Annotated in this window: 21 protein-coding genes; 7 read left to right on the top strand and 14 right to left on the bottom strand. The window is 40.9% G+C overall.

Going from position 1 to position 26,840, the window contains the following annotated elements:
• Positions 1–13 precede the first annotated feature (13 nt).
• On the bottom strand, positions 14–733 hold the full coding sequence (gene kdsB, locus MN086_RS07595) for a 3-deoxy-manno-octulosonate cytidylyltransferase (RefSeq protein WP_248575416.1): 720 nt from the start codon (positions 731–733) through the stop codon (positions 14–16).
• 77 nt (positions 734–810) lie between these two features.
• On the opposite strand from kdsB, the gene hemH reads away from it, so the two are divergent.
• Together hemH and MN086_RS07585 are read left to right on the top strand one after the other, a co-directional pair.
• A complete protein-coding gene (gene hemH, locus MN086_RS07590; RefSeq protein ID WP_248575415.1) occupies positions 811–1,827 on the top strand; it encodes a ferrochelatase in 1,017 nt (338 codons plus the stop codon).
• Positions 1,827–2,384 carry a YigZ family protein gene (locus MN086_RS07585; RefSeq protein WP_248575414.1) on the top strand — a complete coding sequence of 186 codons (558 nt, stop codon included), beginning with the start codon at positions 1,827–1,829 and terminating at the stop codon, positions 2,382–2,384. Before hemH ends, MN086_RS07585 begins: the two co-directional genes overlap by 1 nt.
• 33 nt (positions 2,385–2,417) lie before the next feature.
• On the opposite strand, the gene MN086_RS07580 is transcribed toward MN086_RS07585, so the two are convergent.
• The 6 genes from MN086_RS07580 to MN086_RS07555 all read right to left on the bottom strand — a co-directional run bounded on the left by MN086_RS07580 (position 2,418) and on the right by MN086_RS07555 (position 7,361).
• Positions 2,418–2,759 carry a P-II family nitrogen regulator gene (locus tag MN086_RS07580; RefSeq protein WP_248575413.1) on the bottom strand — a complete coding sequence of 114 codons (342 nt, stop codon included), beginning with the start codon at positions 2,757–2,759 and terminating at the stop codon, positions 2,418–2,420.
• Positions 2,760–2,770: 11 nt separating this feature from the next.
• On the bottom strand, positions 2,771–3,943 hold the full coding sequence (locus tag MN086_RS07575) for an ammonium transporter (RefSeq protein WP_248575412.1): 1,173 nt from the start codon (positions 3,941–3,943) through the stop codon (positions 2,771–2,773).
• 215 nt (positions 3,944–4,158) lie between these two features.
• Positions 4,159–4,500 (bottom strand): P-II family nitrogen regulator, encoded by a 342-nt coding sequence (locus MN086_RS07570; RefSeq protein ID WP_008243759.1) that lies wholly within the window; start codon positions 4,498–4,500, stop codon positions 4,159–4,161.
• A gap of 37 nt (positions 4,501–4,537) precedes the next feature.
• On the bottom strand, positions 4,538–5,845 hold the full coding sequence (locus MN086_RS07565; RefSeq protein WP_248575411.1) for an ammonium transporter: 1,308 nt from the start codon (positions 5,843–5,845) through the stop codon (positions 4,538–4,540).
• 99 nt (positions 5,846–5,944) lie between these two features.
• Positions 5,945–6,646: a hypothetical protein gene (locus MN086_RS07560; RefSeq protein ID WP_248575410.1), complete on the bottom strand. Its 702-nt coding sequence runs from the start codon at positions 6,644–6,646 to the stop codon at positions 5,945–5,947.
• Positions 6,627–7,361: a helix-turn-helix domain-containing protein gene (locus MN086_RS07555; RefSeq protein ID WP_248575409.1), complete on the bottom strand. Its 735-nt coding sequence runs from the start codon at positions 7,359–7,361 to the stop codon at positions 6,627–6,629. The genes MN086_RS07560 and MN086_RS07555 overlap by 20 nt, the downstream gene beginning before the upstream one ends.
• Positions 7,362–7,499: 138 nt before the next feature.
• Here MN086_RS07555 and MN086_RS07550 point away from each other — a divergent pair, with 138 nt between their 5' ends.
• Positions 7,500–8,351: a DUF234 domain-containing protein gene (locus MN086_RS07550; protein WP_248575408.1), complete on the top strand. Its 852-nt coding sequence runs from the start codon at positions 7,500–7,502 to the stop codon at positions 8,349–8,351.
• Here MN086_RS07550 and MN086_RS07545 read toward each other — a convergent pair.
• Genes MN086_RS07545 through cobA form a run of 4 tightly spaced genes read right to left on the bottom strand, consistent with a single transcriptional unit; the run spans position 8,341 to position 15,453 of the window.
• Positions 8,341–10,656 (bottom strand): molybdopterin oxidoreductase family protein, encoded by a 2,316-nt coding sequence (locus MN086_RS07545; protein WP_248575407.1) that lies wholly within the window; start codon positions 10,654–10,656, stop codon positions 8,341–8,343. The genes MN086_RS07550 and MN086_RS07545 overlap by 11 nt on opposite strands.
• A gap of 13 nt (positions 10,657–10,669) precedes the next feature.
• Complete coding sequence (locus MN086_RS07540) at positions 10,670–12,274, bottom strand: DmsC/YnfH family molybdoenzyme membrane anchor subunit (RefSeq protein ID WP_248575406.1); 1,605 nt, start codon at positions 12,272–12,274, stop codon at positions 10,670–10,672.
• Positions 12,275–14,194 (bottom strand): nitrite/sulfite reductase, encoded by a 1,920-nt coding sequence (locus MN086_RS07535; protein WP_248575405.1) that lies wholly within the window; start codon positions 14,192–14,194, stop codon positions 12,275–12,277.
• Positions 14,191–15,453, bottom strand: coding sequence for a uroporphyrinogen-III C-methyltransferase (gene cobA / locus MN086_RS07530; RefSeq protein ID WP_248575404.1), 1,263 nt, complete (start codon positions 15,451–15,453; stop codon positions 14,191–14,193). Before cobA ends, MN086_RS07535 begins: the two co-directional genes overlap by 4 nt.
• A gap of 229 nt (positions 15,454–15,682) precedes the next feature.
• On the opposite strand from cobA, the gene MN086_RS07525 reads away from it, so the two are divergent.
• Together MN086_RS07525 and MN086_RS07520 are read left to right on the top strand one after the other, a co-directional pair.
• On the top strand, positions 15,683–16,963 hold the full coding sequence (locus tag MN086_RS07525) for a nitrate/nitrite transporter (RefSeq protein WP_248575403.1): 1,281 nt from the start codon (positions 15,683–15,685) through the stop codon (positions 16,961–16,963).
• Positions 16,964–17,099: 136 nt separating this feature from the next.
• Positions 17,100–18,743 (top strand): protein phosphatase 2C domain-containing protein, encoded by a 1,644-nt coding sequence (locus tag MN086_RS07520; protein ID WP_248575402.1) that lies wholly within the window; start codon positions 17,100–17,102, stop codon positions 18,741–18,743.
• A gap of 1 nt (position 18,744) precedes the next feature.
• Here the strand turns inward: MN086_RS07520 and mltG are convergent, their stop codons facing one another.
• On the bottom strand, positions 18,745–19,689 hold the full coding sequence (mltG, locus tag MN086_RS07515; RefSeq protein WP_248575401.1) for an endolytic transglycosylase MltG: 945 nt from the start codon (positions 19,687–19,689) through the stop codon (positions 18,745–18,747).
• Here mltG and MN086_RS07510 point away from each other — a divergent pair.
• Positions 19,625–22,216, top strand: coding sequence for an AsmA-like C-terminal domain-containing protein (locus tag MN086_RS07510; protein ID WP_248575400.1), 2,592 nt, complete (start codon positions 19,625–19,627; stop codon positions 22,214–22,216). The two genes, mltG and MN086_RS07510, sit on opposite strands and share 65 nt — an antisense overlap.
• A 45-nt stretch (positions 22,217–22,261) precedes the next feature.
• Here MN086_RS07510 and MN086_RS07505 read toward each other — a convergent pair whose 3' ends face one another.
• Entirely contained in the window at positions 22,262–23,488 is a 1,227-nt protein-coding gene (locus tag MN086_RS07505; protein ID WP_248575399.1) for an ABC transporter permease, read from the bottom strand.
• Positions 23,488–26,127 (bottom strand): preprotein translocase subunit SecA, encoded by a 2,640-nt coding sequence (gene secA / locus MN086_RS07500; protein ID WP_248575398.1) that lies wholly within the window; start codon positions 26,125–26,127, stop codon positions 23,488–23,490. Before secA ends, MN086_RS07505 begins: the two co-directional genes overlap by 1 nt.
• A gap of 189 nt (positions 26,128–26,316) precedes the next feature.
• On the opposite strand from secA, the gene lolA reads away from it, so the two are divergent.
• Positions 26,317–26,838: a LolA-like outer membrane lipoprotein chaperone gene (gene lolA / locus MN086_RS07495; protein ID WP_248575397.1), complete on the top strand. Its 522-nt coding sequence runs from the start codon at positions 26,317–26,319 to the stop codon at positions 26,836–26,838.
• The last annotated feature ends 2 nt before the right edge of the window (positions 26,839–26,840 follow it).

The following is a 26,840-nucleotide window of genomic DNA, read 5'->3' as shown; positions in this document are numbered from 1 at the left end:
TTCTTTTTCTTAATTATAAGCGATGGTGTTTAATCGCTTTTTCTAAATCCTCCATGGTGTCAATACCAAAACTCTCTGTGTCTACCTCTATCATAGCAACTTCATATCCATGATAGAGGGCTCTAAGTTGTTCGAGTTTCTCTATATCTTCCAATGGTGCAGGTTCAAGCATACAAAATTGATGTAATGATTTGACAGTAAAGCCATAGATACCCAAATGCCCTTTGTAGGCATCAAAGTGATGGTCTCTTGGATAGGGAACTTTTGCTCTTGAAAAATAGAGTGCCAGGTCATTGGTATCTGTGACAACCTTTACGATATTTGGATCATCCGCCTCCGGATTTGAAATGGTTTTGTAGCAGGAATTCATCATAATACGTGCATCTTCTTTATTCTTTTTTGTTAGATCATAGATAGCCTGTACGACATCAGTTTCGATAAAGGGTTCATCCCCCTGTACATTGATAATGATCTCATCTTCATCAAGATCCAATTTTTGTGCTGCTTCGTAGATACGATCAGTACCGCTCTGATGTGTATCGGACGTGAGTACGGCTTGAACTCCGTGAGTAAGTGCTATGTCTATGACTTCCTGTGAGTCTGTGGCTATGACAACGGTATCTATATCTTCAACAGCCTTTGCTGTTCTGACAACCATCGGTACACCTCCGATATCTGCTAAAACTTTATTGGGAAAGCGGCTTGATCCTATGCGTGCAGGGATAATAATCATAATTTAACCTTTATATGTTATAACTTTAATGAATTTTACACTTTCTATGCTAAGATACAAGACTTTAAAGGATGTCAATGAACAAAGCACTTTTTCTTCTCAATATGGGTGGTCCCAATGATCTGGATGAAGTAGAACTTTTTTTACATAATATGTTCTCAGATAAAAACATTTTGCCAACTAACCCTATGACACGTGCATTGGTTCGTAAAATCATTATAACTAAACGTCTAGATGATGCAAAAGAGAGCTATACGCATTTGGGTGGGAAATCCCCTTTATCTGAGTTGACGCAGAAACTTATCGATAAACTGCAATGTAGGTTGGATATACCTATTTATGCTGCCATGCGTTACGTGCCCCCTTTTGCAGGAGATGCTTTAAAGCAGTGCAAAGAAGAGGGTGTAGATGAGCTTATACTCTTTCCGATGTATCCACAATACTCAACCACTACCACACTCTCCTCTTATGAAGACATTATTGGAAGATGTAAAGCTTTGGATTATCATCCAAAGATCACTATGTCTACATGCCAATATTTTGATGATATAGATTACATTCAAGCAAATGTAGCGCAGATAGAAAAAGCGATAGGAGATAAGGACACTAGAGAATATGACCTGCTCTTGTCTGCACATGGGCTACCCATGAGTATCATTAAAGCAGGAGATCCTTACCAACGTCAAGTTGAATCGAATGTCAGTGCGATTAGAACATTGTTAGCAGTGAAAGGGATTGTGTTTAAAGATGTGAAGCTGGTCTATCAATCTAAAGTTGGATCTGCATCCTGGTTAGAACCCAACCTGGTGGATGTATTACGTAATCCTGTCAATCGTAAAGTACTGATCTATCCTTTGGCATTTACCATTGATAACTCTGAAACACTGTTTGAATTGGATATAGAACATCGCGAGATCGCCGAAAAAATTAAATATGATGATTATATCGTAGCCGAATGTATGAATGACAGTGATGCATTTGTAGATCTCATTGTAAAGTATGTCTCAAAAGAACCAACGCCTATGTTTCCTTGTGCTGACTGCAGTATCTGTCTCTGTTGTGGAGCGGGACAGCATGATGAGACAACGTATTGATGGTTACCATCACCTCCCCTAGTGTATATACTACTGAAGTAAATCGTTCGAAATTCATTACGCATCTCGTACCTATCGCAGCGTATGAAGGGTTACAAGCCAAACTGAAAAGTGAGCATCCCAAAGCAAATCATGTGGTCTATGCTGTACGCCATCTCAATGAATTTGGACAAATTGTTGAAAACGCTTCTGATGAGGGAGAACCCAAGGGGTGTGCAGGTGTACCTGCACTGAATGTTTTGCGTGGCGAAGCACTTATTAATTGTGCAGTACTCATTGTACGTTACTTTGGAGGCATAAAGCTTGGTACAGGCGGTATGGCCAGGGCCTATGCAGAATCGGTCAAAAATGTCTTGAATGAGGCAACTTTGGTGCCTTATGAAAAGCAGATAACCTATGAGTTTGAAACAGGCTATTCAGAAGTGGACAAAACACTCTATAGACTGAAACATTTAGGTTTAACACATTATGAACGTGATTTTGGTGTGGATAAAGTGGTCTGGAAGTTAACTGGGAGTGAAAAGAAAATTGAACAGTTGAAAGAAGAAGGCTTATAAAGCCTTCTTGTCGTTCTTATAGAGATATTCTCCCTATAATGCCTCTTCATCCTCTTCACCGGTTCTGATACGGATCGTTTTAGAGATATCAGATACAAAGATTTTACCATCACCGATTTTACCTGTCTTAGCATGTTCTTTAATGGCTTCAATCGCTTTGTTTAGATAGTCATCATTGCTGACAATAATCTCAATTTTTACTTTAGGAATGAACTCTACTACATACTCTGCACCTCTGTAGAGTTCCGGATGACCTTGCTGTCTTCCATACCCTTTTACTTCAGAGACTGTCATCCCTTCTATACCTTGTTCGACAAGCGCATCCTTTACATCTTCAAGTTTAAATGGTTTGATGATCGCTTCAATTTTTTTCATTTGTTATCTCCTTATATGCTACGTTTAAATTCTGGGTATGACTCTATACCACACTCTGTCGCATCGATTCCCTCAAGTTGTTCTTCATCATTTGCACGAAGTACAAAGACTTTGTTAATAATGTATATTGTAATCCATGAAAGTGGAAAAACAATCATACCTACAACAAGTATACCTTTTAATTGTGTCCAGATGCTTACATCTGCTACAAAAATACCTACTGCAAGTGTACCCCAGATACCATTGATCAAGTGAACAGACAATGCACCCACAGGATCATCCATTCTGAATTTATCAAAAATAGGTACAAAGAGGACAACCAAGGCCCCACCGATCGCACCAATGAGAATAGGGGTATGGATATCATATTGGTCTGGTCCGGCTGTAACGGCGACAAGTCCACCTAGTGCACCGTTGAGTATGACCGTGATATCGAATTTCTTATATCTAAAGTACGTCAGTAGCCATCCTGCGATAGCACCTGCAAGACCCGCTGTATTGGTGTTCATGATAGTGAGTGCCACTGCATCAGCATTCTCTTTTGAGGAGATCGCTCCCACAGAACCACCGTTAAACCCAAACCAACCGATCCAAAGTAAAAGCGCTCCCAATGTGACCAAAGGGATATTGGATGCGGGGATAACACGAACGATATTGTCTTTGTATCTTCCGCGTCTAGGCCCCATGATGAGAATGGCTGCAAGCAGTGCCCAACCTCCCGTAGAATGTATCACTGTGGATCCTGCAAGATCGGAAAGTGATGAGATATCCAAGGCTGTACCGGCTAAAAAATTTGCTCCCCATGTAAGGTTTACAATAACCGGATAGATCAATGCTCCAACAACAATGGTGAATATAGCCAAAGGCAGGATACGGGAACGTTCACTTACCCCACCACTCATGATATTGACTACTTTACCTACAAATGCCATTTGAAACATAAAAAATGCCCATTTACTCATACCGTTTTGATGATCCCAGCTTCCAAATGCAAGCTCATAACCTATCAGTAAAAATGCTAGAGAAGCGACCGCATAGATCATTACGTTTACAGTCAGTACTGATGTGACATTCTTTGTTCGTACCAATCCCGCTTCAAGCATAGCAAAACCCGGCACCATGAAGATGATAAGGGTCATGGCGAAGAGTGCGAAGAAGGTATCTATGACGAAATTTATTTCCATAGTTAGTTCCTTATATTCTAGATGTTGGTATTGTATCGATTATTGGAATAGATTGGAAGTGGATATTGCTCGAAAATGTAGCAGTTTAAAAAATATAATGGTTTAACTAAGAAGAAAAGTGATTAAAAATTAATCATTAGAGCAGGGAGAAGCGTTTTACTTCTCCCTCTAAAAAATTAGAGTTCGAAAGGCATTGTTTTCCTCCCCCTAAAAGATTAGAGTGCGTCAGCGTCAGTTTCATCTGTTCTGATACGAACGACATGGTCGATCGTACTTACAAAGATCTTACCGTCCCCAATTTTACCTGTTTTAGCAGATTCATTGATGATCTTGATCGCAGTCTCTGCATAGGCATCCGTGCTTACGACAATCTCAATTTTAATTTTTGGGATAAATTCAACCACATATTCAGCACCTCTGTAAAGCTCTGAGTGCCCTTGCTGTCTTCCGTAACCTTTGACTTCAGATACAGTCATACCTTCAATACCAGCCTCTACAAGAGCATCTTTTACATCTTCTAGTTTAAATGGTTTGATTATTGCTTCAATTTTTTTCATTATTCAATCCTTTATAAATTATAGCGTAGTGCATGCCTTAGGCATTCACTACATTTTCACCGTGAACAGTTTCATCAAGACCAGTTGACTCAGTTTCTTCATCTACTCTTGCACCACCTGTGACTGCTGAAGCGATATAGTAAACGATCACAGTTCCGATAAGTGTAAAGAGACCAACAACTACAACTGATTCAAGTTGTACCATGAATTGTCCCATTCTGTCACCGCTCTCTTTAAGTGGACCGTCCCAAAGTAGATCTTTGTCATCAAGTGCAAGAAGACCTGTTGCAAGCGCACCCCATAGACCTGCTAGGAAGTGGATACCAAATGCATCAAGAGAATCATCATAACCAAGTTTTTTCTTCAATGTTACAACACCGAAGAATGCAACGATCGAACCAACGATACCTACGATGAATGCTCCACCAACGCTTACAAAACCAGCGGCAGGTGTGATCGCAACAAGACCGGCAATGATACCTGAAGCAATTCCAAGAAGTGTCGGTTTTTTAAAGACAAACCACTCAAGAAGCATCCAAGTTACAGCAGCAGCAGCAGTTGCAACAGTTGTTGTCATGACAGCAAGACCAGCGATAGCGTTTGCACCGAATGCAGAACCACCATTAAATCCATACCAACCGAACCATAATAATGCGGCACCCACAGCAGTAAGAAGGATACTATATGGTTTCATAGCAACTTTAGGGTATCCAGCTCTCTTACCAACCAATAGTGCAAGCACAAGACCAGCTAAACCACCATTCATGTGTACAACTGTACCACCGGCAAAATCAAGTGCACCGGCATCAAAAAGAAGTGCACCGTCACCACCCCATACCATGTGAGTCACAGGAGCATATACAAGAAGGCCCCAAAGGATCACAACTACCATCCAAGTTGAAAACTTCATACGTTCGATCACAGAACCTGCAGCGATCGCTACAGTAATAGCAGCAAACGTACCTTGGAATGCAATAAATACATACGTAGGGTATGAACCAGAAAGGTCAGTCCACTTAATACCATCAAGCATCACATTACCGAATCCACCAAACACATTTTGAAGCATAGCGCTTTCATTGGTTCCAAATGCGAGAGAATAACCTGCAATGATCCATACTACAAAGGCTACTACAAATGCACCCATTACCATTGCATAGGTATTGAGTACGTTTTTAGCTCTTGTCATACCGCCATAGAAAAGTGCCAGTCCTGCTGGTGTCATAAGAAGTACAAATGCTGTTGATACCATCATCCATGCTGTATCACCTGTGTCCAGTTTATCTTCAGCAAAAGCGAAGATAGGCAAAAACATTGCCATAAGAGCCGAAAGTTTTAGTTTCATGCTATTTCCTTTTAAATTAATTTTTAACAAGACAATAGTAACATGAATGATAATTTTTTATCTTTGCTTTCTGATTAATTTTTAATCAATAGGCCTAACTTATTGAATAAGAGGTATTTCCAGTTTAATCGAGTGTTCTTTAAGAACACATTTGATCTGGCTCGTCTCTGCATGGCTGCATATCTCATCATCTGTATCTGCGTAACGTCCATTGGCAAGTATGGAAAGCTGGGCGATAGATACTCTTTTATCATCTATTATGACATGCTGACCAACGAGTAGCGTCAGAGAGATATCAATGGAGTCTGAAGACCTAAATGCATTGAGTGTTTTTCTTATGAGTTTAGAGAAATTATTTTGGTCTATTTTAAATTGAGGTAGATCCTGATCGGTTAGAAGTTTAAGAGGATTGGCGTTTTTTGTTCTAAAGAGTGCTATATTTGCCTCAAGCAGGATGTTAATATCGGTGGTAATGAGTTTGTCTTTTTCTATTTTACGTGCTGGTTTGATACGCGGAGTGTTGTATAGACGTAAAGAGATCTGTTCTTCATTCTCATATCCTACTGCAATAGCATGAAAGTTGTAGGTGTCATAATTCAGTGCTAGTGAGGTGGTCTTATAACCAAAAGTTTGAGGTGCATAAGATAAAGCAATATCATAAAGCTCTTTTTTAGTGACATACCCAAATAAAATCTCTGCAGCATTATTGAGGTAGAGTATTTTTCCCTGATCATTAAAAAGAATGAAAGGATTGTTGTCCCATTCTATAAAAGATTTAAAATCAATCGATGTTGTGCTCATGTATCTTCTTTCTAAGTGTGTTTCTGTTGATCCCCAAAACCTGTGAAAGTTGCAGCTGTGACCCAAACTTATGAAGTCCCGCTTCTATAAGAGGTCTCTCATATAAGCCTAGGTGTTCCCTGTATGCATCATTACCGTCAAGGTGTGTAAGTAAATAGTGGTAAAGTATCTCTTCTATATCTTGCGCATGCATGCTTTGTTTCATAATGTGTATATAGACTGACCTTTTGAGACTTTTAGTGTTTTTAGTAAGATTTAGAGGGATGTGCTCAGAGTCACATGTATCCTCTTCTATCATCAACGTGGAACATGCCTCTTTAATGAAGAGCTCTTTTAAATAATCGATGTCTTCAGGACGCTCTTGCAGTGATGGCATGGTATAGATAAAAGCAAAAAGGTCATCAATGAGCTCTGGGTTGCCCATATAATCTGCTGTAGCAATAATGCGTTTATTGGTAAAGTCAAGAGAATTTTGATTACTGAGCTTTTCAAAGTTGGTGATGATAAGCTCATCATTGTGTTCAAGTGCCTCTTCCACTTCTTTTTGATCACTACCTGACACTAAAGGTGTATCGGGGAAAAGGTATCGTGCAAGTGACTTCTTACCTGTATGTGCTTCACCGATGATGATCGATGATACAAAAAGTGTTTTTGTGAGGGTAAAACTCTTGATGATATGTTGTATTTTATCTGATTTGCTAAAAAATGTTTCCATAATACTCTTTGGGGTGTTTAATAATTAATCATTTATAATACAAAAATTAAAATAAAAGTATGTTAAAATAACTTAGTTTATGAACAAAGGGATTTCATCAAAGCATCATTTCAAAGGTTTTACCGACATTTTTCTTACTTGGAACTAGAACAGGCTGTTGAGTATTTCTCTATTTTGGGCGGTATCGGCAAAGATATAGAATTGGACTATTTTGATGATGTCTTTTCTATGGTTGAGTCAAATTTTGTGCAAAATTTCTCAAAATTTCAAGCACTTGTCTCGCCCTCATATCTTTTGGAAAGTCCGTATCGTGAAATTCTCATGGCAGTAGCCAGAGGGGACGGAAAACTTTACTCCGTACTTAGAAAGGCAAAAGTAAGTGAGGCTCTGGGAGAGAAGATAGTCCAGGAACTGGTAGACTTAAATGTGCTGAGAGTCGAAGCTTCAAGAGAATCTCCATTGCGCAACCATCCCAAACACAAACTCAAAAAAGAGCAACGCTCCTACCGTGTACAGGATAAACTCCGTTTTGTACAGCCATTCATGCGTTTCTGGTTCGGTTTTGTGACCTATTATAAAAAAGATCTGGCTTTAGGGAAAGGGAATGCCTTTTTAAAGAACTTTGAAAAACATTATGAGCGTTTACGTTCTTTGGTCTATGAACAGCTTTGTGATGCACTTTTAATCCAGCATTATGCAGCGCATAATAGTATAGTGGATAGTGGAAGTTTTTGGAACATTCACAGTGAATTTGACATTTTAGCAGTAAGTCAAGATAAAAAGGTCATCTTGGGAGAGTGCAAATACAAAGACCGAAAAGTCTGTAAGAACGAACTCACCAAGCTTAAAGCCAAAGCAGCAGAGTCAGGTATAAACGTGGATGTCTATGCACTGTTTTCCAAAAGCGGCTTTTCAAATGAGCTGTTACAAACACAGGATGATGACCTGCTTTTATTTGATCTGAATGATCTGAAAGCACTTACTTCTTAGTACTTTCAACCTTTTCTTCACTGAATACCTCCTCCTTGTCGACCTTAACGCTTTCCAGGTAACCCGTTATCTCTGGAGCTTCATAGGCGATCCCCTCAGGTACTGCTTTTGAATGCAGTTGAACCGCACATTGTTTATAATTGGGTTCAAAGGACTTGGCGTCAAACTCAGGGATGGTGACCTTGTTGATGAGCTGTTCGTTGAAATGAAAAGGGACAAAGACATGACCTTCTCTGACTGTTTCACTTACTTTTACGATGACATCTTCAACTCGACCACGTCTACCTGAGAGTGCTATACGGTCACCGATGTGTACTTGGAGCTTAGCTGCATCTTTTGGACTTAACTCTACCCATGCTTCCGGGGCAAGAGCATCGAGTATACCTACAGTTCCTGTTTTTGTTCTGGTATGGAACTGTTCAACGGTTCTTCCTGTGTTGAGCATGAAAGGTAAACCTTCACCTGCTGTTTCAGAGAGTGGTTCCCAGTCTACAGCCAGGAGGTTTGCTTTTCCGTCCGATGTATTACACGCCATCTCCTCAGAATATAGACGCTTGGTACCATCGGGTGCATTTTCGTTGCAAGGCCATTGTATACCACCCAGCGCTTCGATACGCTCGTAGTCCATACCGCTGTAGTCACACAGTTGGCCTTTGCTCACTTTTTTAATCTCATTGAAGACATCTCTAGGGGTATGAAGATCTTTAAAAAGAAGATCGTATTTGCCTTCAAAGTATTTTGAAAACTCTTTGACTATGTCAAGATCGGCTCTACTTTCACCTAGAGGTTCTACCGCTTTTTTAGCATAGTTACAACGTCTTTCAGAGTTGGTATAACAACCCTCTTTTTCACTCCAGGTGGCTGCAGCAAAAACCACATCCGCAATTTGGGCCGTATCTGACAAAAAGGCATCTTGAACGACAAGAATATCAAGTTTCTTCAGTGCTGAACGTAAAGCATTCTGGTCAGGGTAAGAGACTAAAGGATTGGTTGCTACTACCCATAAAGCTTTTATTTCACCGCGATTGATCGCATCTATGATTTGAGGATAAGCATAACCTCTTGCTGTAGGTATGAGCTCCTCAGGGACATTGATGATCTCTGCAAAGTTTTGTCTGTCACTTTGGCTTGCATAATTTCTGTATCCGGGGATGGAAGAGGTAAAACCGAATTCTCTTGTACCCATCGCATTACATTGACCTGTGATAGACATAGGTGCAGCACCTTCACGACCAAGGTTCCCTGTAATCAAAGCAAGATTACAGATAGCAGATACGGTGTCTGTACCTATACTGCTTTGATTCACACCCATGGTCCATGCGCTCATTACTTTGTCCGCAGTGGCGTAAACTTTTGCCAAGTTATAGAGTTCTTTCACCTCGATACCTGTGATCTGGGAAACTTCCTGAGGAGGGTAGTTTGCCAGTATATGTTTTTTAAAGGCTTTATATCCGTTCGTACGTTCCATGATGAATTTTTCATCTTCCCAACCCTGTTCCATAATAATGTAACATAGACCATTGATCAGTGCCAGATCACTTCGTGGAGCCAGAGGGACAAAGATATCGGCCATTTGTGATGTTTTGGACTTACGGGGGTCTACAACAATGATAGTCGGTTTTTTTCCGGTGACAGATTCATTTTTTGCAATATGAAGTTTTAAGATGGGATGATTGTCTGCAATATTCGCGCCAATAAGCAGTATAACATCTGCTTTTTCAAAATCTTCATAACAGCCGGTCGGGCCATCAGAACCAAAAGTTTGTTTGTACCCCATGACGGCAGAAGCCATACAAAGTGTGGTATTTCCATCGTAGTTATTAGTTTCAAGTCCGAGTTGAACAAATTTACCTAAAGAATAGAACTCTTCTGTCAGTAATTGCCCGGTGGAGATGACAGCAACAGCACCTTTCCCGTGTTCTGCTTGTATACGCTTGAACGCATCAGAGGTTGTCTGAAACGTCTCTTCCCATGTAGCGGATGTAAGCACTCCGTTTTTTCTGATCAGAGGAGAGCGTACACGAGAGTCGGCTTCGACCATTTGGTGTTCACTGAGACCTTTGGGACACAGAGTACCCATATTGACAGGATGCAGCGGATCCCCTTTGGAGTAAACGGCTTTACCGTTTTTTACACCGATATACATACCACATCCTACACCGCAGTATCCACAGGTTGAACGGACCCATTTATCGGGTGCTTTGCTTTTGGCGACTTTACCAAAGATAGGATCATCGAACAAGGCATATTTATCCTCTTTGATATCTGTACCTAAAAAGTCTTTTATTTTTTGTATGATACTCATTGTATATTCCTTTCTAGTGTCTCTGGTTACCGGCAAAGAAATTTCCTGCCAAACCTAAAGGCACCACTGTTCTGTAGAAGAGATATCTCCCTGCTAATTCACTGGTCAATGCACCGAGTGTTGAGACGATGAGTGTGGGAATTGCCAAATGTATTAGGCCGCTTGCGGTAAATAAAATAGCCAAGAGGGGCAAACCTAATGCAAAGAGTGACAATGAGAAAATCCTAAACTTCTTTACTGTACCGAAATGTTCTTGAAGCAGTATACGGCTTCTGTTATACTGGTAGTAGAGCGGGTCTTCTTTGTCTAAGTGTCGATAGAACATGACCTCTTCGAGTATGGCCAATGCCTGTCCCATACCTGCAAGTAGGGTGATAGAGAGTAAAACCATCACACCTTGTGTACCATTCGCTATGAGCAGGGCTGTGGCAATGAGTAAAAAACCTATGTAGCCTGAACCAAAAAAGCGTTTGGTGGTACTTTTTCTGTTCCAGCTTGGACGCGCTTTGATACGGTAGATCATTGATTGTGCATAGATACCGTAGATTCCAGTGGCAAGGGTAAGGGCCTCAAGGAGAAGCAGTCCTAAACCAGTGACATTGAAAAAGTAGCATATCGCCACAAGTGCAGCCAATCCTGTAAAGGCACCCAGGGCTATGGCCTCACGGGAAAGCCACGACGTTCTCCAGTTCTTCATTGCCATAAGTGCCATACCCGGTCTGCCTAAATGGAGTGCAGAAAGCGGTAAACCGATTGCAGAAGGCAAAAAGGCTAGCAGAGCCATAGCAAACGTAGGTTTGGGCAAGTTAAAGCCAAGTGAAAAGAGTAACTCTCCCAAAAAGAGTGCCAAAAATGCACCCAGACTTGTTTGTGTCAGTACGGTCATGAAAACCAGTGGGAGTTCAGGATGTGCAGGTTTGAGCAAATGCTCATCTGCAATGCGCAACGCTTCTCCCTCTTGGAGCTCTGGCAAGGTATAACGTGTCGTAGGTTTAGTGATCTCTATATCCGGCAGGTGAGGGGCGACACCTTCTTTTTTCATATCCTCTTCAAGCCACTGTTGGACACTGAAAGTTTCGATCTCTATCGCATTACTCGGGCAGGCCTGTACACAGGCAGGACTCTGGCCTGCTTCAAGTTTATCGGCACACATATGACACTTGGTGACGATACCCCGGTCTGCATTGAACGTAGGTACTTCGTAGGGGCAGTTCCAAGTACAGTATTGACATCCAATGCATGAAGGATCATCATGCCATACGATACCATTGTCAAATTTGATGTATGAGTTTGTAGGACAGCCTATGAGACATTCGGGTTCTATACAGTGATTACAGCTCATAGAGTTAAAAAGCTGAAGCGTATCAGGGAATGCACCCATCTCCAGCTCTCCGACCCTTCTCCATTTGATCTCATCGGGGTTTGCATTTTGTTCATTACAGGCGACTTCACAGCAGTGACAACCCACACAGGCAGTGGCATCAAAGTGAAAACGGAACTGTTCACCATCACCAAGTTCGGGCAAGTCGATACTGTAGTTACCACACTGCATACCGGTATTGGTTTTATGCTCGATGAAATTCTCTAACGGGGTATGCTTACTGAGTGCTTCGACCATTTATACCTCTTTAAGTGCCACGATCAGTTCAGAGAATACCTGTGCCCGTTCTCTTTTCTCCTGATGGGTCATATTGTAGATGACTTCTGAAAGCTTTGGAGGGACTTTCGGATTGAGTTTCGTGACTTCATCTCTTGTAATGTTTCTAGGTTTGGTCAGCACAGGTTCAAAGTTTTCTACCGATTCATAACGTTTTTCACCGGTAAGCAGTTTAAAGAGCTTCAATCCAAACGTAAAAATTTCAAACTCCTCTTTTTTAAATGTTTTGGGTGCATTCTCAAGTTCAAACCAAAGATCCAATCCCAGTTTTTCATTGAGGATATAGTTTATCTTTGTGTAAAATCCAAGGGCTTGAAAAGAGTAGTTCGCCGATAAAAATCTGTCATCAAAGGCTTCATAGGTTTCACCTCTTTGTTTAAACGCTGCATAGGTCTTAAGCAGATATTTCACATGATATTTAGCCTCCGTCAAGGGTAGGGCTTTATGTAAAGTATGTGCTTCTTTTGCTACACGGGTGATCTTCCCACCGACGAAAATATGTACACCATCCACACGGTTCCCTGCATCGTCTTTGGCTTTACATCCTTCAAATCCTATATCAGCGATACCATGCACGCCACACCCTTTAGGACAGGCAGACCAGTTCATACGTACCGTTGCATTCTCTATAGGTATTTCAGAATTGAGATAGTGTGCCATCTCTATGGCATCAGGTTTGTTGGGAATCACCCCGAAACTGCATGTCTGTGTTCCTGCACAGGCTATCATGTCATTGAAGTAGAGGTTGTTAAATTTTTCATACGTCTTGATGATATCTGCAGATTCTAGTGCCTCCAGGTCTGTTTTGTCAACGTTGATGATATAGAGGTTCTGGTCATAGGTCAGTCTTATATCTCCTGAGCCATACGCTTTTGCCGCTTGTGCAGCAGTTATCATGTCTGTACCGCTAAATATACCGGATGGTACGATGATCTTGTGATTATATTTACCGTTGCGTCCTAATACTTTATTGGATCCCAGTGCAATATTTTGAGACTGTACCATAGTGGTACCTGCAGGGGCAAACTGGGCATTAGACTCTTCTTTAATAGCCTTGACAAAGTTTTCTATACCGACATCATTGATAAGAAAAACCAAGCGGTTTTTGTTACGGTTGTCTCGGTATCCGTAGGTTTTAAACACAGTTAGAAGAGATTTATAAAAAAGACCCACTTCATCTATCTTCACAAAAAGATCTGCATCTTGTGCCTGCACACCTACCCGGGCACCTAAATAGATGTTAAATCCAAATACCCCGTCTTTTTGTGCTAAGACAAAACAACAGTCATGTCCAAAGATGTTACAGGAGTTGGAAAGGGATCCCAGTATACCTGTATTGAATTTACGAGGCAATACAGAGATCCATTCGGGATCTTCTCCGAAGATCGCTTGGAGTTCATTAATGATGGGATTTGTCTCTATGATGTTATCGTAAGCGATGCCATCAAGCGGATCTGTCACGATGTTACGCGGGTTGTCCACACCGGTCTGAAAAGTAGAGATACCGACCTCTTTGAGTTCCTGTAGTACTTTGGCAATGTCTGCTATCTGTAAATAGCGCAGTTCGACCTGCATGCGTGTCGTCAGATCGATATAATCATTCCCATACTTTTGTGCCACTTCACCTATACGCAAAGCCTGTTCGTAGTTCAATTGTCCTGCAGGTACACGCACACGAAGCATAAAGTCTTCACCTTTGTCAAAGAGCCCAAAACATTTTAAAAAATAGGCACTGTCTTCTTTGGCCAGACCTTCATACCCGGCTGCAGCGATCTCTTCGAGCTTACTATAGACATCCATCGGCATCTTCAGTGCTTTGGTCGTCTCTACTTTGTTGACTTTGGTATTTCTTGCCTTTGAGGCTTTTTCTAGAATGCTCATTTTTGACTCTCTTTCAATCTGTTTGTATAGTGTATGACATCTCCAAAGACCAAAATAGATGGTCTTGACGCCCCTAGAGAAACCTCTTCAAGGTTCTCGAGTGTAGTGGTGAGTACAGTCTGGTTTTTTCGGCTTGCATTGGAGACGATGGCACAAGGCGTGTCTATCTCTATGTTTAATGATTTAGCCTGCTGTACGATCTCTTTGATCCGTGTAAGTCCCATCAGTACAATGACCGTATGATCTCTGTTTTTCAGCATCGGTATCCAGTCAAGATTGATGGAATTTCCTTTTAAATGGGCGGTGACTACGGTAAAGGCATTACTGTAATCCCTTGCCGTGACAGGGATATTTCCCATCAGGGGTCCTGATACTGCCGAAGAGATACCCGGTATCACTTCCGTGTTGATCCCTTTTTGTGAAAGGTAGAGCAACTCTTCGGCACCACGGCCAAAGATAAAGGGATCACCGCTTTTCAGTCGTGCAACAGAGTAGCCTTTTTTGATATATTTGCGTATGAGTTTATTGATCTCTTCTTGAGGTTTGGTATGAAATCCTTTTTCTTTACCCACAAAGACCTTTTTTGTATGCTCTGGTACGATATTCATGATCTCATCACTGATGAGGTGGTCATAGAGAACGACATCCACCTCTTTGATAATGTTATAGGCTTTGATCGTAAGCAGTTCAGGGTCTCCTAGGCCACATCCTACCAGATACGCTTTTGCTGTCATTTGTTCGATCTTTTCAAGCGTTTTATCTATCTCAATAATACCTTTGTTCCTCTGTGCCTGCAGCGATTCTAAAAATGTTTCCATATCCTCAGGCATAAATGCCTGACATTTGTCTCTGAAATATTTGGCCACTGTTGGACTTGCACCGGAACTTGACACTGCGATCTGCAGAGGTGCATTTTTTGTCAATGCCATAAAGTAGAAATCACAGACCTTAGGCTGATCCACCACGTTGAGCAAAAGAGGGTGTTTCTGTTTGTATTTCAAAAGTTTTTTTGTGACTTTTTCATTTCCAGTTGCATCTATCACGATGAGTTCGTTTTGAATGTCTTTTGTTTTGAACTTTTTGATCTGTATCTCAGCACACAATATTTTTATCTTGGGATGTACCTCTTTGGATATCACAGAAAAAGAGATATGGTTCTCTGCCAATACTTCTGCTTTTTGTAATGCAACATTCCCACCGCCGATCAAAAGAATATGCTGTTCTTTCAATAATATGGGTAAAGTTCGTCTCTCTTTCATCTCTCTGTTTATCCTTTTTATAATTGATGTAATTATATCTCTTAAAGGAGGGATAGATATCCATCAAATTGATTATATTTTAATCAATGTATTCAAATCATATAATATAGACATCAATTCAGAGCTAAAAGTAGGTAGAAATAATTGATTAAAAATTAATCATGTACCCATTAATATTGTCTTTTTATCATTGTATACTTCACGGAACATTTATCTTAAGGAGAAAAAAATGGCAGGATTTAAGGCATTGAAAGGACAGGGACATACACCGACATTGTTCATGGCTTTTTTATATTTTGATATGAGTTTTATGGTTTGGACCATGCTAGGCCCACTTTCGACAGAAATAAGTGAGGCACTGGCAGCTACAGGTTATATGATAACAGCAGGTGAAAAAGCTACGTTACTTTCACTCCCTATTTTGTCTGGTGCATTGTTAAGAATTTTACTTGGTTTTGGTGTAGATAAACTCGGAGCAAAACTGACAGCACTCATGGCACAGTCTGTAGTGATCGCAGCACTGCTTATGGCATATTTTATGGGTGAGACCATTACTTACAATGCCTTGCTTATTGTAGCGCTTGGACTTGGTTTTGCAGGGGCATCGTTTGCTGTGGCGCTTCCTCAGGCAGGTCAGTGGTATCCACCTAAGTTACAAGGCGTTGTACTTGGTCTTGCCGGAGCAGGTAACATCGGTGTGGTCATTGACTTTTTATTTGCACCTAAGATCGCAGAAAAATGGGGTTGGGAATCTGTATTTCTAGTGGGTGCCATCATGGCTATTGTAGTATGGATAGCATATGCATTTTTGGCTAAAGATGCACCGGAATCTGTCTATAAAGCCAGACCTAAAAAGCTCTCTGATTATGGAAAACTTCTTAAAGATAAAGATACGTGGTGGTTTAACCTTTTCTATGCAGTAAGTTTTGGCGGGTTTGTAGGTTTTGCAGGGTATATGAAAGTCTATTTGATGAACACCTATCAAGTAGATATGAGTGCATTTGGACTTGATATCCTGGATGAAGGCAATGTGAAAGTCGTTGCAGGTTATTTTGGCGCACTGTGTATTTTTGCCGGTGCAGTACTTCGACCTGTAGGCGGTGCTGTTGCAGATAAAATGGGTGGTGTAAAATCTCTCTATATCTTCTTTGGTACGGTTGCAACACTGGCTGTAGTGAATGCTACGATCTCATTACCGTTCGGGTTAGCCATCGTGGTGCTTTTCCTTATTATGGCGAATTTGGGTATGGCCAATGGTGCAGTCTTTCAGCTGGTCCCGCAAAGGTTTGGTAAAGATATCGGTATTATGACAGGTATCATCGGTGCAGCCGGTGGTCTTGGCGGTACGGCACTGATCAAGACCCTAGGGTGGTCGAAAGGTGCTTTTGACGGGTATACCGCAGGATTTATGATATTTTCGGCAGTGGTTCTTATTGCGATCGCAGGTATCTCACTTGTGAAGACAAGATGGAGAACCACTTGGGGTTTGAAAGCAGGCGGCATGATCTAAATCTCCATTGGTGTAATATAAGCATGAACATTACGTTCATGCTATATCCATATAAACTGAGATACTCTTTTCACTATTATTTTAAATTATGTCATAATTTTTATCATATACTTTAGAATAAGCATAAAGGCAGCCTATGTCAAAACAAAGCATCGAAACATCGGGATTCACACTTGCTAAGGGTACACAGCTCAGAGGAGATGATTTTTTTGAAGTAAAAGTGATGGAGAACATTACTGTCGCTGTTGTCTGTGATGGGGTAGGGTCTGCATTACAAGGGGCACAGGCAGCCAAACACACGACCAACTTTTTGATCAATGCACTGAAGAACAGACCCAAAAGCTGGACGATGGAAAAGTCCATCAAACACTTTATAGAAAATATCAACAGAGTTCTCTATCTTGATTCGATGGCAGAATATGAGCGTGAAGAACTTGTCACTACACTTGCATTGGTTGTGATAGAAGGTGACAGACTCTATGGTGCAAATGTAGGGGACAGTCGCATCTATCTACACAGAAATATTGATGGTGATGCGCAACTGACCCAACTCTCTGAAGATCATATTATGGATGAAGAGGGTATGGAAAATGTACTCATGGCAGCGATGGGACTTGAGGAGAGTGTTTCACCCTACTATTTTGAAAACAACCTTGCAGCCGGAGACTTGATACTACTTTGCAGCGATGGGCTCTACCATGAGCTTTCAGAAGATGAACTAAGATCCGATATGAAAATGGGTGCCTCTTTTTTAGTAAAAAAAGCAAGTAAACTGCATCATGATGATCTTCCTGATGATACCACAGCCATTGTCCTTGAGATCAAAGAGGTGGATCCCCGGTTCAGGTTGAAACAGAGTGATCTCATGACACGTGAGCATTATAAAGCGGGGGAAGTGATCGATGGCTACAGATTGATCAAACCTTTGGTCCAAAATGAACGTACCTGGCTTTGTGAAAAACGGGGATTCAATTATGTGATGAAGTTCATACCGAATGAAGCGATGGACGATGAGATGATACTTGACCTGTTTGTAAAAGAAGCTTGGATGGCAAAGAGACTTAAAGCAGGTTTTTTCCCTAAAGCAGTGATCCCCAAAAATCGTACACACCGTTACTACATTATGAGTTTTATAGAAGGTCAGACACTCAAAGCGTATTGTGCAAAAAAACCGCTCTCTGTAGATTTGAGTGTCGCATTGGCATGCTTTTTACTCAAGATGTCAAACTTCCTCATGAAATACGATCTGGTCCATGGGGACATCAAGCCTGAAAATATCATAGTGACTGAACGTAAAGGAAAGCCGGTATTTAAAATGGTTGACTTCGGGAGTATCACTGAAGCCTACTCCAATGTGACACGGGCAGGTACACCTTCCTACCTGGCCCCGGAACGTTTCAGGCAAGCGCCGATCAATGAGCAGACAGAGATCTATGCCATAGGTGTGACACTCTATGAGGTTTTGACACAAAAGTTTCCCTTTGGTGAGATAGAACCTTTTCAAAACCCTACGTTTGATAAGAGTATCAAAGCACCGTGCAAACTCAATCCTAAAATTCCTGCATGGTTTGAGAGTGTGATTTTAAGAGCACTGGATACCGATACGGATCAACGTTACAGAAACTACTCGGAAATGCAATATGAAGTAAGCAACCCTTTGAAAGTAAAACCCTACTTTGATAAAAGTAAATCTATTTTAGAGAGAAATCCAATGCTTGCATGCCGTATAGGTTTTATAGGGATGATCGTATTGAATATCGTACAACTTTTGTGGTTCTAGATCAACGCGCTTTTTGAATATTTTTACGATGCGTTTTATAGCTGTGGGTAAAGTCATGTACCCCTTTAGCATTTTTCATGAAGTAAAGATAGTTTGTTTTCGCCGGTTTGATCGCTGCGATGATCGCATCAAGAGAGACTGCACCTATAGGCATATGAGGCAGTCCCTTATATTTATAGGTGTTAAATCTACTGGTGTCATTTTTAATGCGTTCCGGCGTGACCTTGACATGAGAATATTTACCGTAATTCAGTGTCCCGTCCATTTGCAGACGCATACCTCGCTTAAGACGGTTGTAGATCACCGATGAAACGATGGGCATCTCTTCTGTATTGGCCGCTTCTTTTTGGATGATAGAGGCAATAATGAGTATATTTAACCACTGTTTTTTATTATAGTTTCCATAGATCTTTTCAGAGATCTCTTGATATCTTTTCTCAGAGGCAGAAATAAGAAAGTGGACAAAATGTTTTTCACTGATACCGTAAGGCACATAATAGGTATCTGCATAGATGCCTGCTTCAGGGTAATTTGAAAACTCTTTATAATAGGTATCCAGTTTTGTTTTATCAAGTTTCAGGTCAGTAGCTACAGTAGTGAAGAAGAGTTCTGTGGTCTCACCCGGGATCAGTGTGATCTCTTCCATCTTCGCTTTTGCGGTCGTAAGTCTGTATAAAAAATCGATACGGTTCAAACGGGTCGCACCTATATCTACCCACCCACTTTGAGGTTTTCCAAGAAAGACTAAAATATATTTATCAATAGGGCTTAATGCATACCCTTTTTGTGTCAGCTGTGATATAATGTGAGTAATAGATCCCTGCGGTACTAAAAGTGTCCGCGTTGTTTGAATGGGTAGTGTTGTATAAAAGGCAAAAGAGATGATCAAAACCAGTGTAATATTTTCTGCCCATGCTATCCATGTGCTTTTACGTAATACACTCATCTTCCTGGTTGTCCTTTTTCTCGCTTTTTTTATATGGCTTATGGCAGGTATCAAATTGGATACGGTAAAAGCCGCTGACTACTATGTAGAGGGATTATACATTAAACTCGATAAAAAGCTTATAGTGAAAGCGGATCATGTTATTCTCCCCCAAAGTAAAGCCAACCCTTCTTTTAATAGTGTACATGACACATTCGAACGTATAAAATATCTACTTACCTTTTTTCAATCGATTGAACTGAAACATATAGTGTTCAACAATAATGTCTTGAGTATTGAGTTTAGTAATGATTTTTTAAAGCTATCGAGCAAAGACTATGAGATCACTGGGACAGCAAGACGTGAAGGAAAGATGTTAAAAGCGACCATCCCTCTACTTTTTTTGAAAAAACATAATGTAACGATGAGCGGAAAATTGACCTATGACCTACATGAAAAGATATTAGCAACAGAAGGTTTTTTCAGGCTTTATGATGTATTGGGAAGGTTCAACGCGAGCAAAGATGGAAAAAAGATCGATTTTGGACTGGAGAGTGACAGTTTCAGTGACTTGAAACGTATCATTGATATGTTTGATCTTGAAGAAAGTGTGCGAAGTTGGGTCGTAGATAAGGTCAAAGCCGATCACTATAAACTCCTCTCGTTAACGGGTAAAGGAACCTTGGAAGATGGCACCTTTAAAATGGATTTTGATGCACTGAAGGGGGAAGTTCTCTTTTCAGATACACAGATACATTTTAAAGAAGCACTGCCACCGGTTTTGGCACCAAGTTTTGTATTAGCCTATCACGAAGGAGGGCTCTATTTTGATCTGAAGGATCCGACCTATGAAGGTATCAGTTTACAGGGCAGCAAAGTGAGCATACTCAATCTACTCAATGCCGACACGAATTTAAAACTGAAAATAAGATCTGACCACCGCTTTGATGCTACTATGCAGCATTTGCTCAAAGCCTATGATATTGTGTTGCCAGTGGATCAACAAAGTGGGAAAGCCAATGTGTTGTTCATGGCAGATTTGGCTTTGAAGAACAGTTATCAAGATTATTTTGTCAATGTTGATTTTAACAAAAGTGATGTGTTGCTGGGTAAAGTCAAACTGCCTATTCAAAAAGGAAATGTACAGTATAAAAAAGGCTTGATCTCTTTTAATAATATCTATTTAAAAGGGATATTCTATGAAGGGAAACTCGATGGTACATTGGATCTGCAAAAGAAAAAATCAGATTTCATCTTTGATGCCAAGCGTGTTACCTTGGGAGATGAACAAGAGACGTTTTTTAGTCTAAACAAAGAAACATTGCCGTTTACACTCAACTATGCAAAAAACATCCAGATCAAGATACCTAAATTCTCTTTAAAACTTACAAATGATACCAATGAAACCTCCATACAACTCAATGACCTCAATAAGATCAAACCCTATCTACCGGATCCGGGTCCTATTGAAAATGGCGGGAAAGTGACTATTCAAACAAAAGACTTCACTACCTATACCTTTAAAGGCAACTTGAAAAGAGAATCCTGTTTTCTCTATGAAAAAAATGATCAATGTAAAACAAGGGTTCCTTTTGAGGGTACAGTTACATCCGAAGGATTGGATTTCTATGCCTTTGATAAACGTTTTCATTACAACAAAGCCAATGCACGTATTAAACTGACCAATCTCAATTTTGATCTTGAAAAGTTTTTAACTCTAGAAGCAAAAAAAGCTGCTGGTGAAAAGAGGAAAAAGAAAGATAAAGTCAAGGCGGCTAAGAGTTTGATCATTTTGGGAGAGAACAGTCAATTAAGGTATGGTAAGCACAGCTTAGTGACCGACAGTTATGATGTGGAAATCAAACCCAATGGAGATATTAAGGCCATAGGAAGTTCATCCGGGGACATTATTAAATTTTCTAAAGAGAAAGATATTTTTTCAATACAGGCACTGCGTATACAGGATAAAGCACTCCATCCTCTTATTGATTTTCAGGGGTTACAGAATGGACGCTATACATTAAAATTCTCGGGTGATCCTGAAAAGACCATGAAGGGTGAGATCATTATAGAGGGCGGAGTGATGAAAGATTTCAAGGCCTACAATAACACTCTGGCCTTTATCAATACCATACCTGCCTTAGCTTCCTTGCAGAGCCCCGGGTATTCCGATAAAGGGTTTACGATAGAGAAGGGAATAGCCGAGTATAGAATGATCGAACAAAATAAGATCATTTTTGATTCTATTTATATCAAAGGGGTATCGGCAACGATCGCAGGCACAGGAGAGATTGACCTTGAGAAAAAAACCATCGATCTGAATCTTGCTATCCAATCAGCAAGAGAGTTGGGTAAACTGGTAGGGAGTTTACCTCTGGTAGGTTATATCATCATGGGCGAAGACAAGAGTATGACCTTTGGACTCCAAATTATAGGTAGATTGGATGATCCGCAGGTCAAGACCTCTGCAGGAGGAGATATACTCTCTTTACCACTCAAAATACTTAAAAGAGCATTGGAGTCACCGGAACATATTATCAATGAATAAGCATGGTGTATAATGAAAAGATCTTTGATCAGATCTTATCTTCTATTACTCATTTCTAAGTACAGTCAACGGGTCCGTCTGAGATGCTTTTTTTGCTGGGTAGAGGGCGGAAAGAAGTATAATGATACTGGTACCTACAATGATCAATCCAAAATCATTAAATGTAAGATCCACAGGCAGTTTTGAAGTACCGTAAACATCCGCAGGCATAGAGATGATGTCAAAAGTGGTGAGTATCCAGATGCCAAGTCCGCCAAGCAGTGTACCTGCCACGATACCTGCACTTCCAATAATAAGTCCTAATCTAAAGAAAATCACTTTTATCTCTATCTTTGTGGCACCCAGTGTGCGCATAAGGGCGATCTCTCTTCTTCGGCTCATCACTGTCATAAGCAAAGAGGAGATGATATTTAGCGAGGCGACAAGGATAATAAGCAGCAAGACTAGAAAGAGTGCTTTCTTCTCCATTTCCATGGCTGCAAAGAAATTCCCATTCTGCTGCCACCAACCTTCTATGACGACCATTTCAGGTAATACTCTTCGTATAGCGTCTATTTCGTCAAGAGGATTTTCCGTATAGATATGCAGACCGTCATAGCTTCCATGTGTACGGTCCAAGAGTTTTTCAAAAGCCTCCAAAGAGGTATACATGATCGCTTTGTCATAGGCTTTAAGACCGGATTTGAAAATACCATCTACAATAAAACGTTTTTGAAGCGGCATCGTCCCGAAACCGATAGCCTGCTGCTCTGAAAAGTAAAGTGTGACTTTTTCACCTTTAGGGGCATTCATTTCAAAAGAGAGTCCTTCCCCTATGACCACCCTGAACTTGCTAGTTTCATGGCCTGTAGCCTCTTTGAAGATAGCATTGATTTTGCTCTCTTTATCAAAATCTACCCCATAGACCAATGAGCCCTGTACTGCACCGTCATTTTTTGTAATAACCTGCGTGGTGTAATAAGGACTGAACTGAAGATGGGGAAATTTTTCTCCCAATGATGTGATGAGTGCATCGTTGACAGTATTCTCTTCCAATGGAAGTACGGTCAGAGGATAATTCATCACAAAAAGTTTTTTGGTGAACTCTTTTTGTGTCCCGTTCATGATCCCCATAGCGATCATCAGTACCATCACACCTGCAGCGATTCCCAAGAAAGCCAACATTGCAGAGATAAAGATAAAAGGGTTCTCTTTATCATATTTGAGATAGTGCTTGATGATATGCCTAATAAACTTTTTATTAGGCGAGGAGATCTTGGCAGGTGTGGACATTAGGCCAAAAGACCTTTTTTAGGTCCGCTCTGTCCACAACAGTTCTTATATTTTTTACCCGAACCGCATGGACACGGATCATTTCTTTTAGGTTTTTTAGTGCCTGTGATAGGACTGAGTTTTGATGAATCTTCAGTAATGACACCTTCTTCAAAAGATTGGTTGAGTGTCGTATTTGCAACATCACTTTCCAACTCTTCTCTAATGTGCTCAACTGCAGCTTCCTCTTCCTCAGGAGATTCAAAATCAAACTGTACAAGCTGAAGTACCTTTACCGCTTCTATCTTGATACGTGACACAAGATCTGTAAAGAGTTTATAACTGTCCTGTTTGTACTCCGTCAATGGATCTTTTTGATTATACCCTCTTAGTCCGATACCTGTTTTGAGTACATCCATTTCATAGAGGTGGTCTCTCCACTGTGGATCAAGTACCTGAAGGTATAGGATACGTTCGATCTCTTGTCTCTGCTCCGGATCGATCTGAGACATTTTACGTTCGTAGAGGTTCTCCATCATCTCTGTGATCATAGCAGTGAGCTCTTCTACTTCTTTCTCTTTGAACTGCTCACTTTGCACTTCAATACGCAGCTCTTCTTTGATCAATGCAGCAAGTCTCTCTACATCAAAATCTTCTGTCGGCATACCTGCAAAGATCTCCGCTTCTGCTAAAAGATACTCTATATACTCTGTACGGTTCTCTTTGATCTTTGCCGCAATGTCGAACTCCGGATCAAGGAGTTGGTTTCTAAAGGCATAGATCGCTTTTCTTTGGTGGTTGGCCACATCATCATATTCCAAGATGTGCTTTCTTGACTCGTAGTGCTGGTTCTCTACTTTTTTCTGTGCCTTCTCTACCGAACGTGTCACGATCTTAGAGTCGATGTATTCACCATCTTCCACCCCGAGTCTGTTCATGATATTTCTGATCTTCTCTCCGCCAAAGATACGGAGCAAGTTGTCATCTAGACTTAGGAAGAACTGACTCTCTCCCGGGTCACCCTGACGTCCGGAACGACCTCTGAGCTGATTGTCTATACGTCTACTCTCATGACGTTCGGTACCCAGAATCATCAGTCCGCCTAGACTTCTTACCTCGTCATCGATCTTGATATCCACCCCACGTCCAGCCATATTGGTAGCAACGGTCACTGCACCTTTCTGTCCGGCATTGACAATGATCTCTGCTTCTTGTGCATGGTTTTTTGCATTGAGGATATTATGCGCGATCTTCTCTTTTTTCAAACGTGCATGGATCATTTCAGATTTTTCGATGGAAGCGGTACCTATGAGTACGGGCTGTCCCTTTTCATTGAGCTCTTTGATCCGTCTTACGACAGCATCCAACTTCTCACGCTCCGTGTTGTAGATCAGGTCATTTTTATCTATTCTGGCGATAGGCAGATTGGTTGGGATAGAGATAACATCCAGATTATAGATCTGTGAGAACTCCGTAGCTTCCGTTTGTGCCGTACCGGTCATACCGGCAAGCTTATCATAAAGCCTGAAGTAGTTTTGGTAGGTGATCTCAGCAAGTGTTTGTGACTCCTCCTGAACCTCTACACCTTCCTTGGCTTCGAGTGCCTGGTGCAATCCTTCTGAATATCTACGACCTTCAGAGAGTCTTCCTGTAAATTCATCCACGATAATGATCTCATTGTTCTGTACAACATAGTCGACATCTTTTTCAAAGATATTGTGTGCTTTGAGTGCCTGGTCAAGGTGATGGGAAAGTACGGCATTTTCAAGGCTGTAAAGGTTTTCTACTTCAAAGAGATCTTGTGCTTTTTGTAACCCGTCCTCTGTCATGACGATGGTTCTGTTCTTCTCATCCACGATGAAATCACCCGTGGTCTGCTCCGGTTCACCCGGTTTTGTCTCTATCTTCTCTCCGCGTTTCATCTGCTTCGCAATAGCATCCGCTTTGGCATAATGGTTATGGTCACGTTGTGTAGGTCCTGAGATGATCAGCGGTGTTCTTGCCTCATCAATGAGGATGGAGTCTACTTCATCCACTATGGCAAAATGGTGTTCACGCTGTACTTTCTCTTCAACCCTTACTTTCATGTTGTCACGAAGGTAGTCAAAACCGTATTCGTTGTTCGTTCCATAGGTGATATCGGCATCGTACTGGGATTTTCTACCCATATCATCATGGATGTCCGCCGTGATACATCCTACACTATAGCCCAGGAATTCATAGAGTTTACCCATCTCTTCGGAGTCTCTTTTTGCAAGGTAGTCATTGACTGTAACGACATGGACACCTTTCCCTGTCATGGCATTAAGCACGACTGCCAGTGTCGCTACAAGGGTTTTACCTTCACCTGTTTTCATCTCTGCGATGTTGCCGTCATTGAGTACCAGCCCCCCGACCATCTGTACATCATAATGTCTCATACCTAAAGCCCGTTTCGCCGCTTCTCTGGTGATAGCAAAAGAGTCATAAAGTACTTCATTGAGTGCTTTTGTGCCACTCTGTACGTCACTTTTAAGTGTTTCAAATGCAGCTTTGAGTGCATCATCATCGAGTGCTTCATATTGCGGTTCAAGTTGATTGATCTGTTTTACTTTTTTAAGATAGTTTTTTACGATCTTGTCATTTTGTGTGCCAAAGAGTTTAAGTACGCTTTTTATCATTGTAGGTTTTGCCTTTGCATAAATTGTGATTATTTTATCCAAATAGCGATTAATATTCCGTTAAGAAATGGTGAGTGCTCCACACGCTTGTTTCACATTTTTATGACAATATGACAGATATTAACACTCTGCAAGTGCTAATTTGGTATATTTCAACTTGAACCTTAGGTTCATTTAAAAGGAAAAAGAATGAGACTATTATCGTTACTGTTATTGGCATCTTCTCTGCTATCTGCAAGTATAGAACTACCAGAAAATTTCCAAGCAGATTTTATACAGAAAATAACCAATACAAAAAACAAAGTGATCACCTACAGCGGGAACGTACGTTTCTCCAATGAGACACTTTTCAAATGGAGCTATAAAGAACCTACACAAAAAGAGGTATGTACCGACGGCTTGGAGCTGCTTGTGGTAGATCATGACCTCGAGCAGGTTTCTGCCTACCGTATATCAAACGGTATCAATATTGCCAAGATCGTAAAACAAGCAAAACCACACAGTAAAAATATCTATGTAGCAGCGTATGAAAATAAAAAATACACCATACAGGTCGATGCCCAGAAAAAACTGCACAGTATCGCCTATTTTGATGACCTGGATAACAAAGTACAGATACTCTTCAAACAGATGAAATACGGAAAAGGAAATCTGCCTGCACAAAGTATGAAATGTAATTACCCCATAGAGTATGACATGATACAAGGATAAGT

It is taken from the genome of Sulfurovum sp. XGS-02 (assembly GCF_023213175.1).
Lineage (GTDB): Bacteria > Campylobacterota > Campylobacteria > Campylobacterales > Sulfurovaceae > Sulfurovum.
This window is presented reverse-complemented; position numbering and strand designations above follow the sequence as displayed.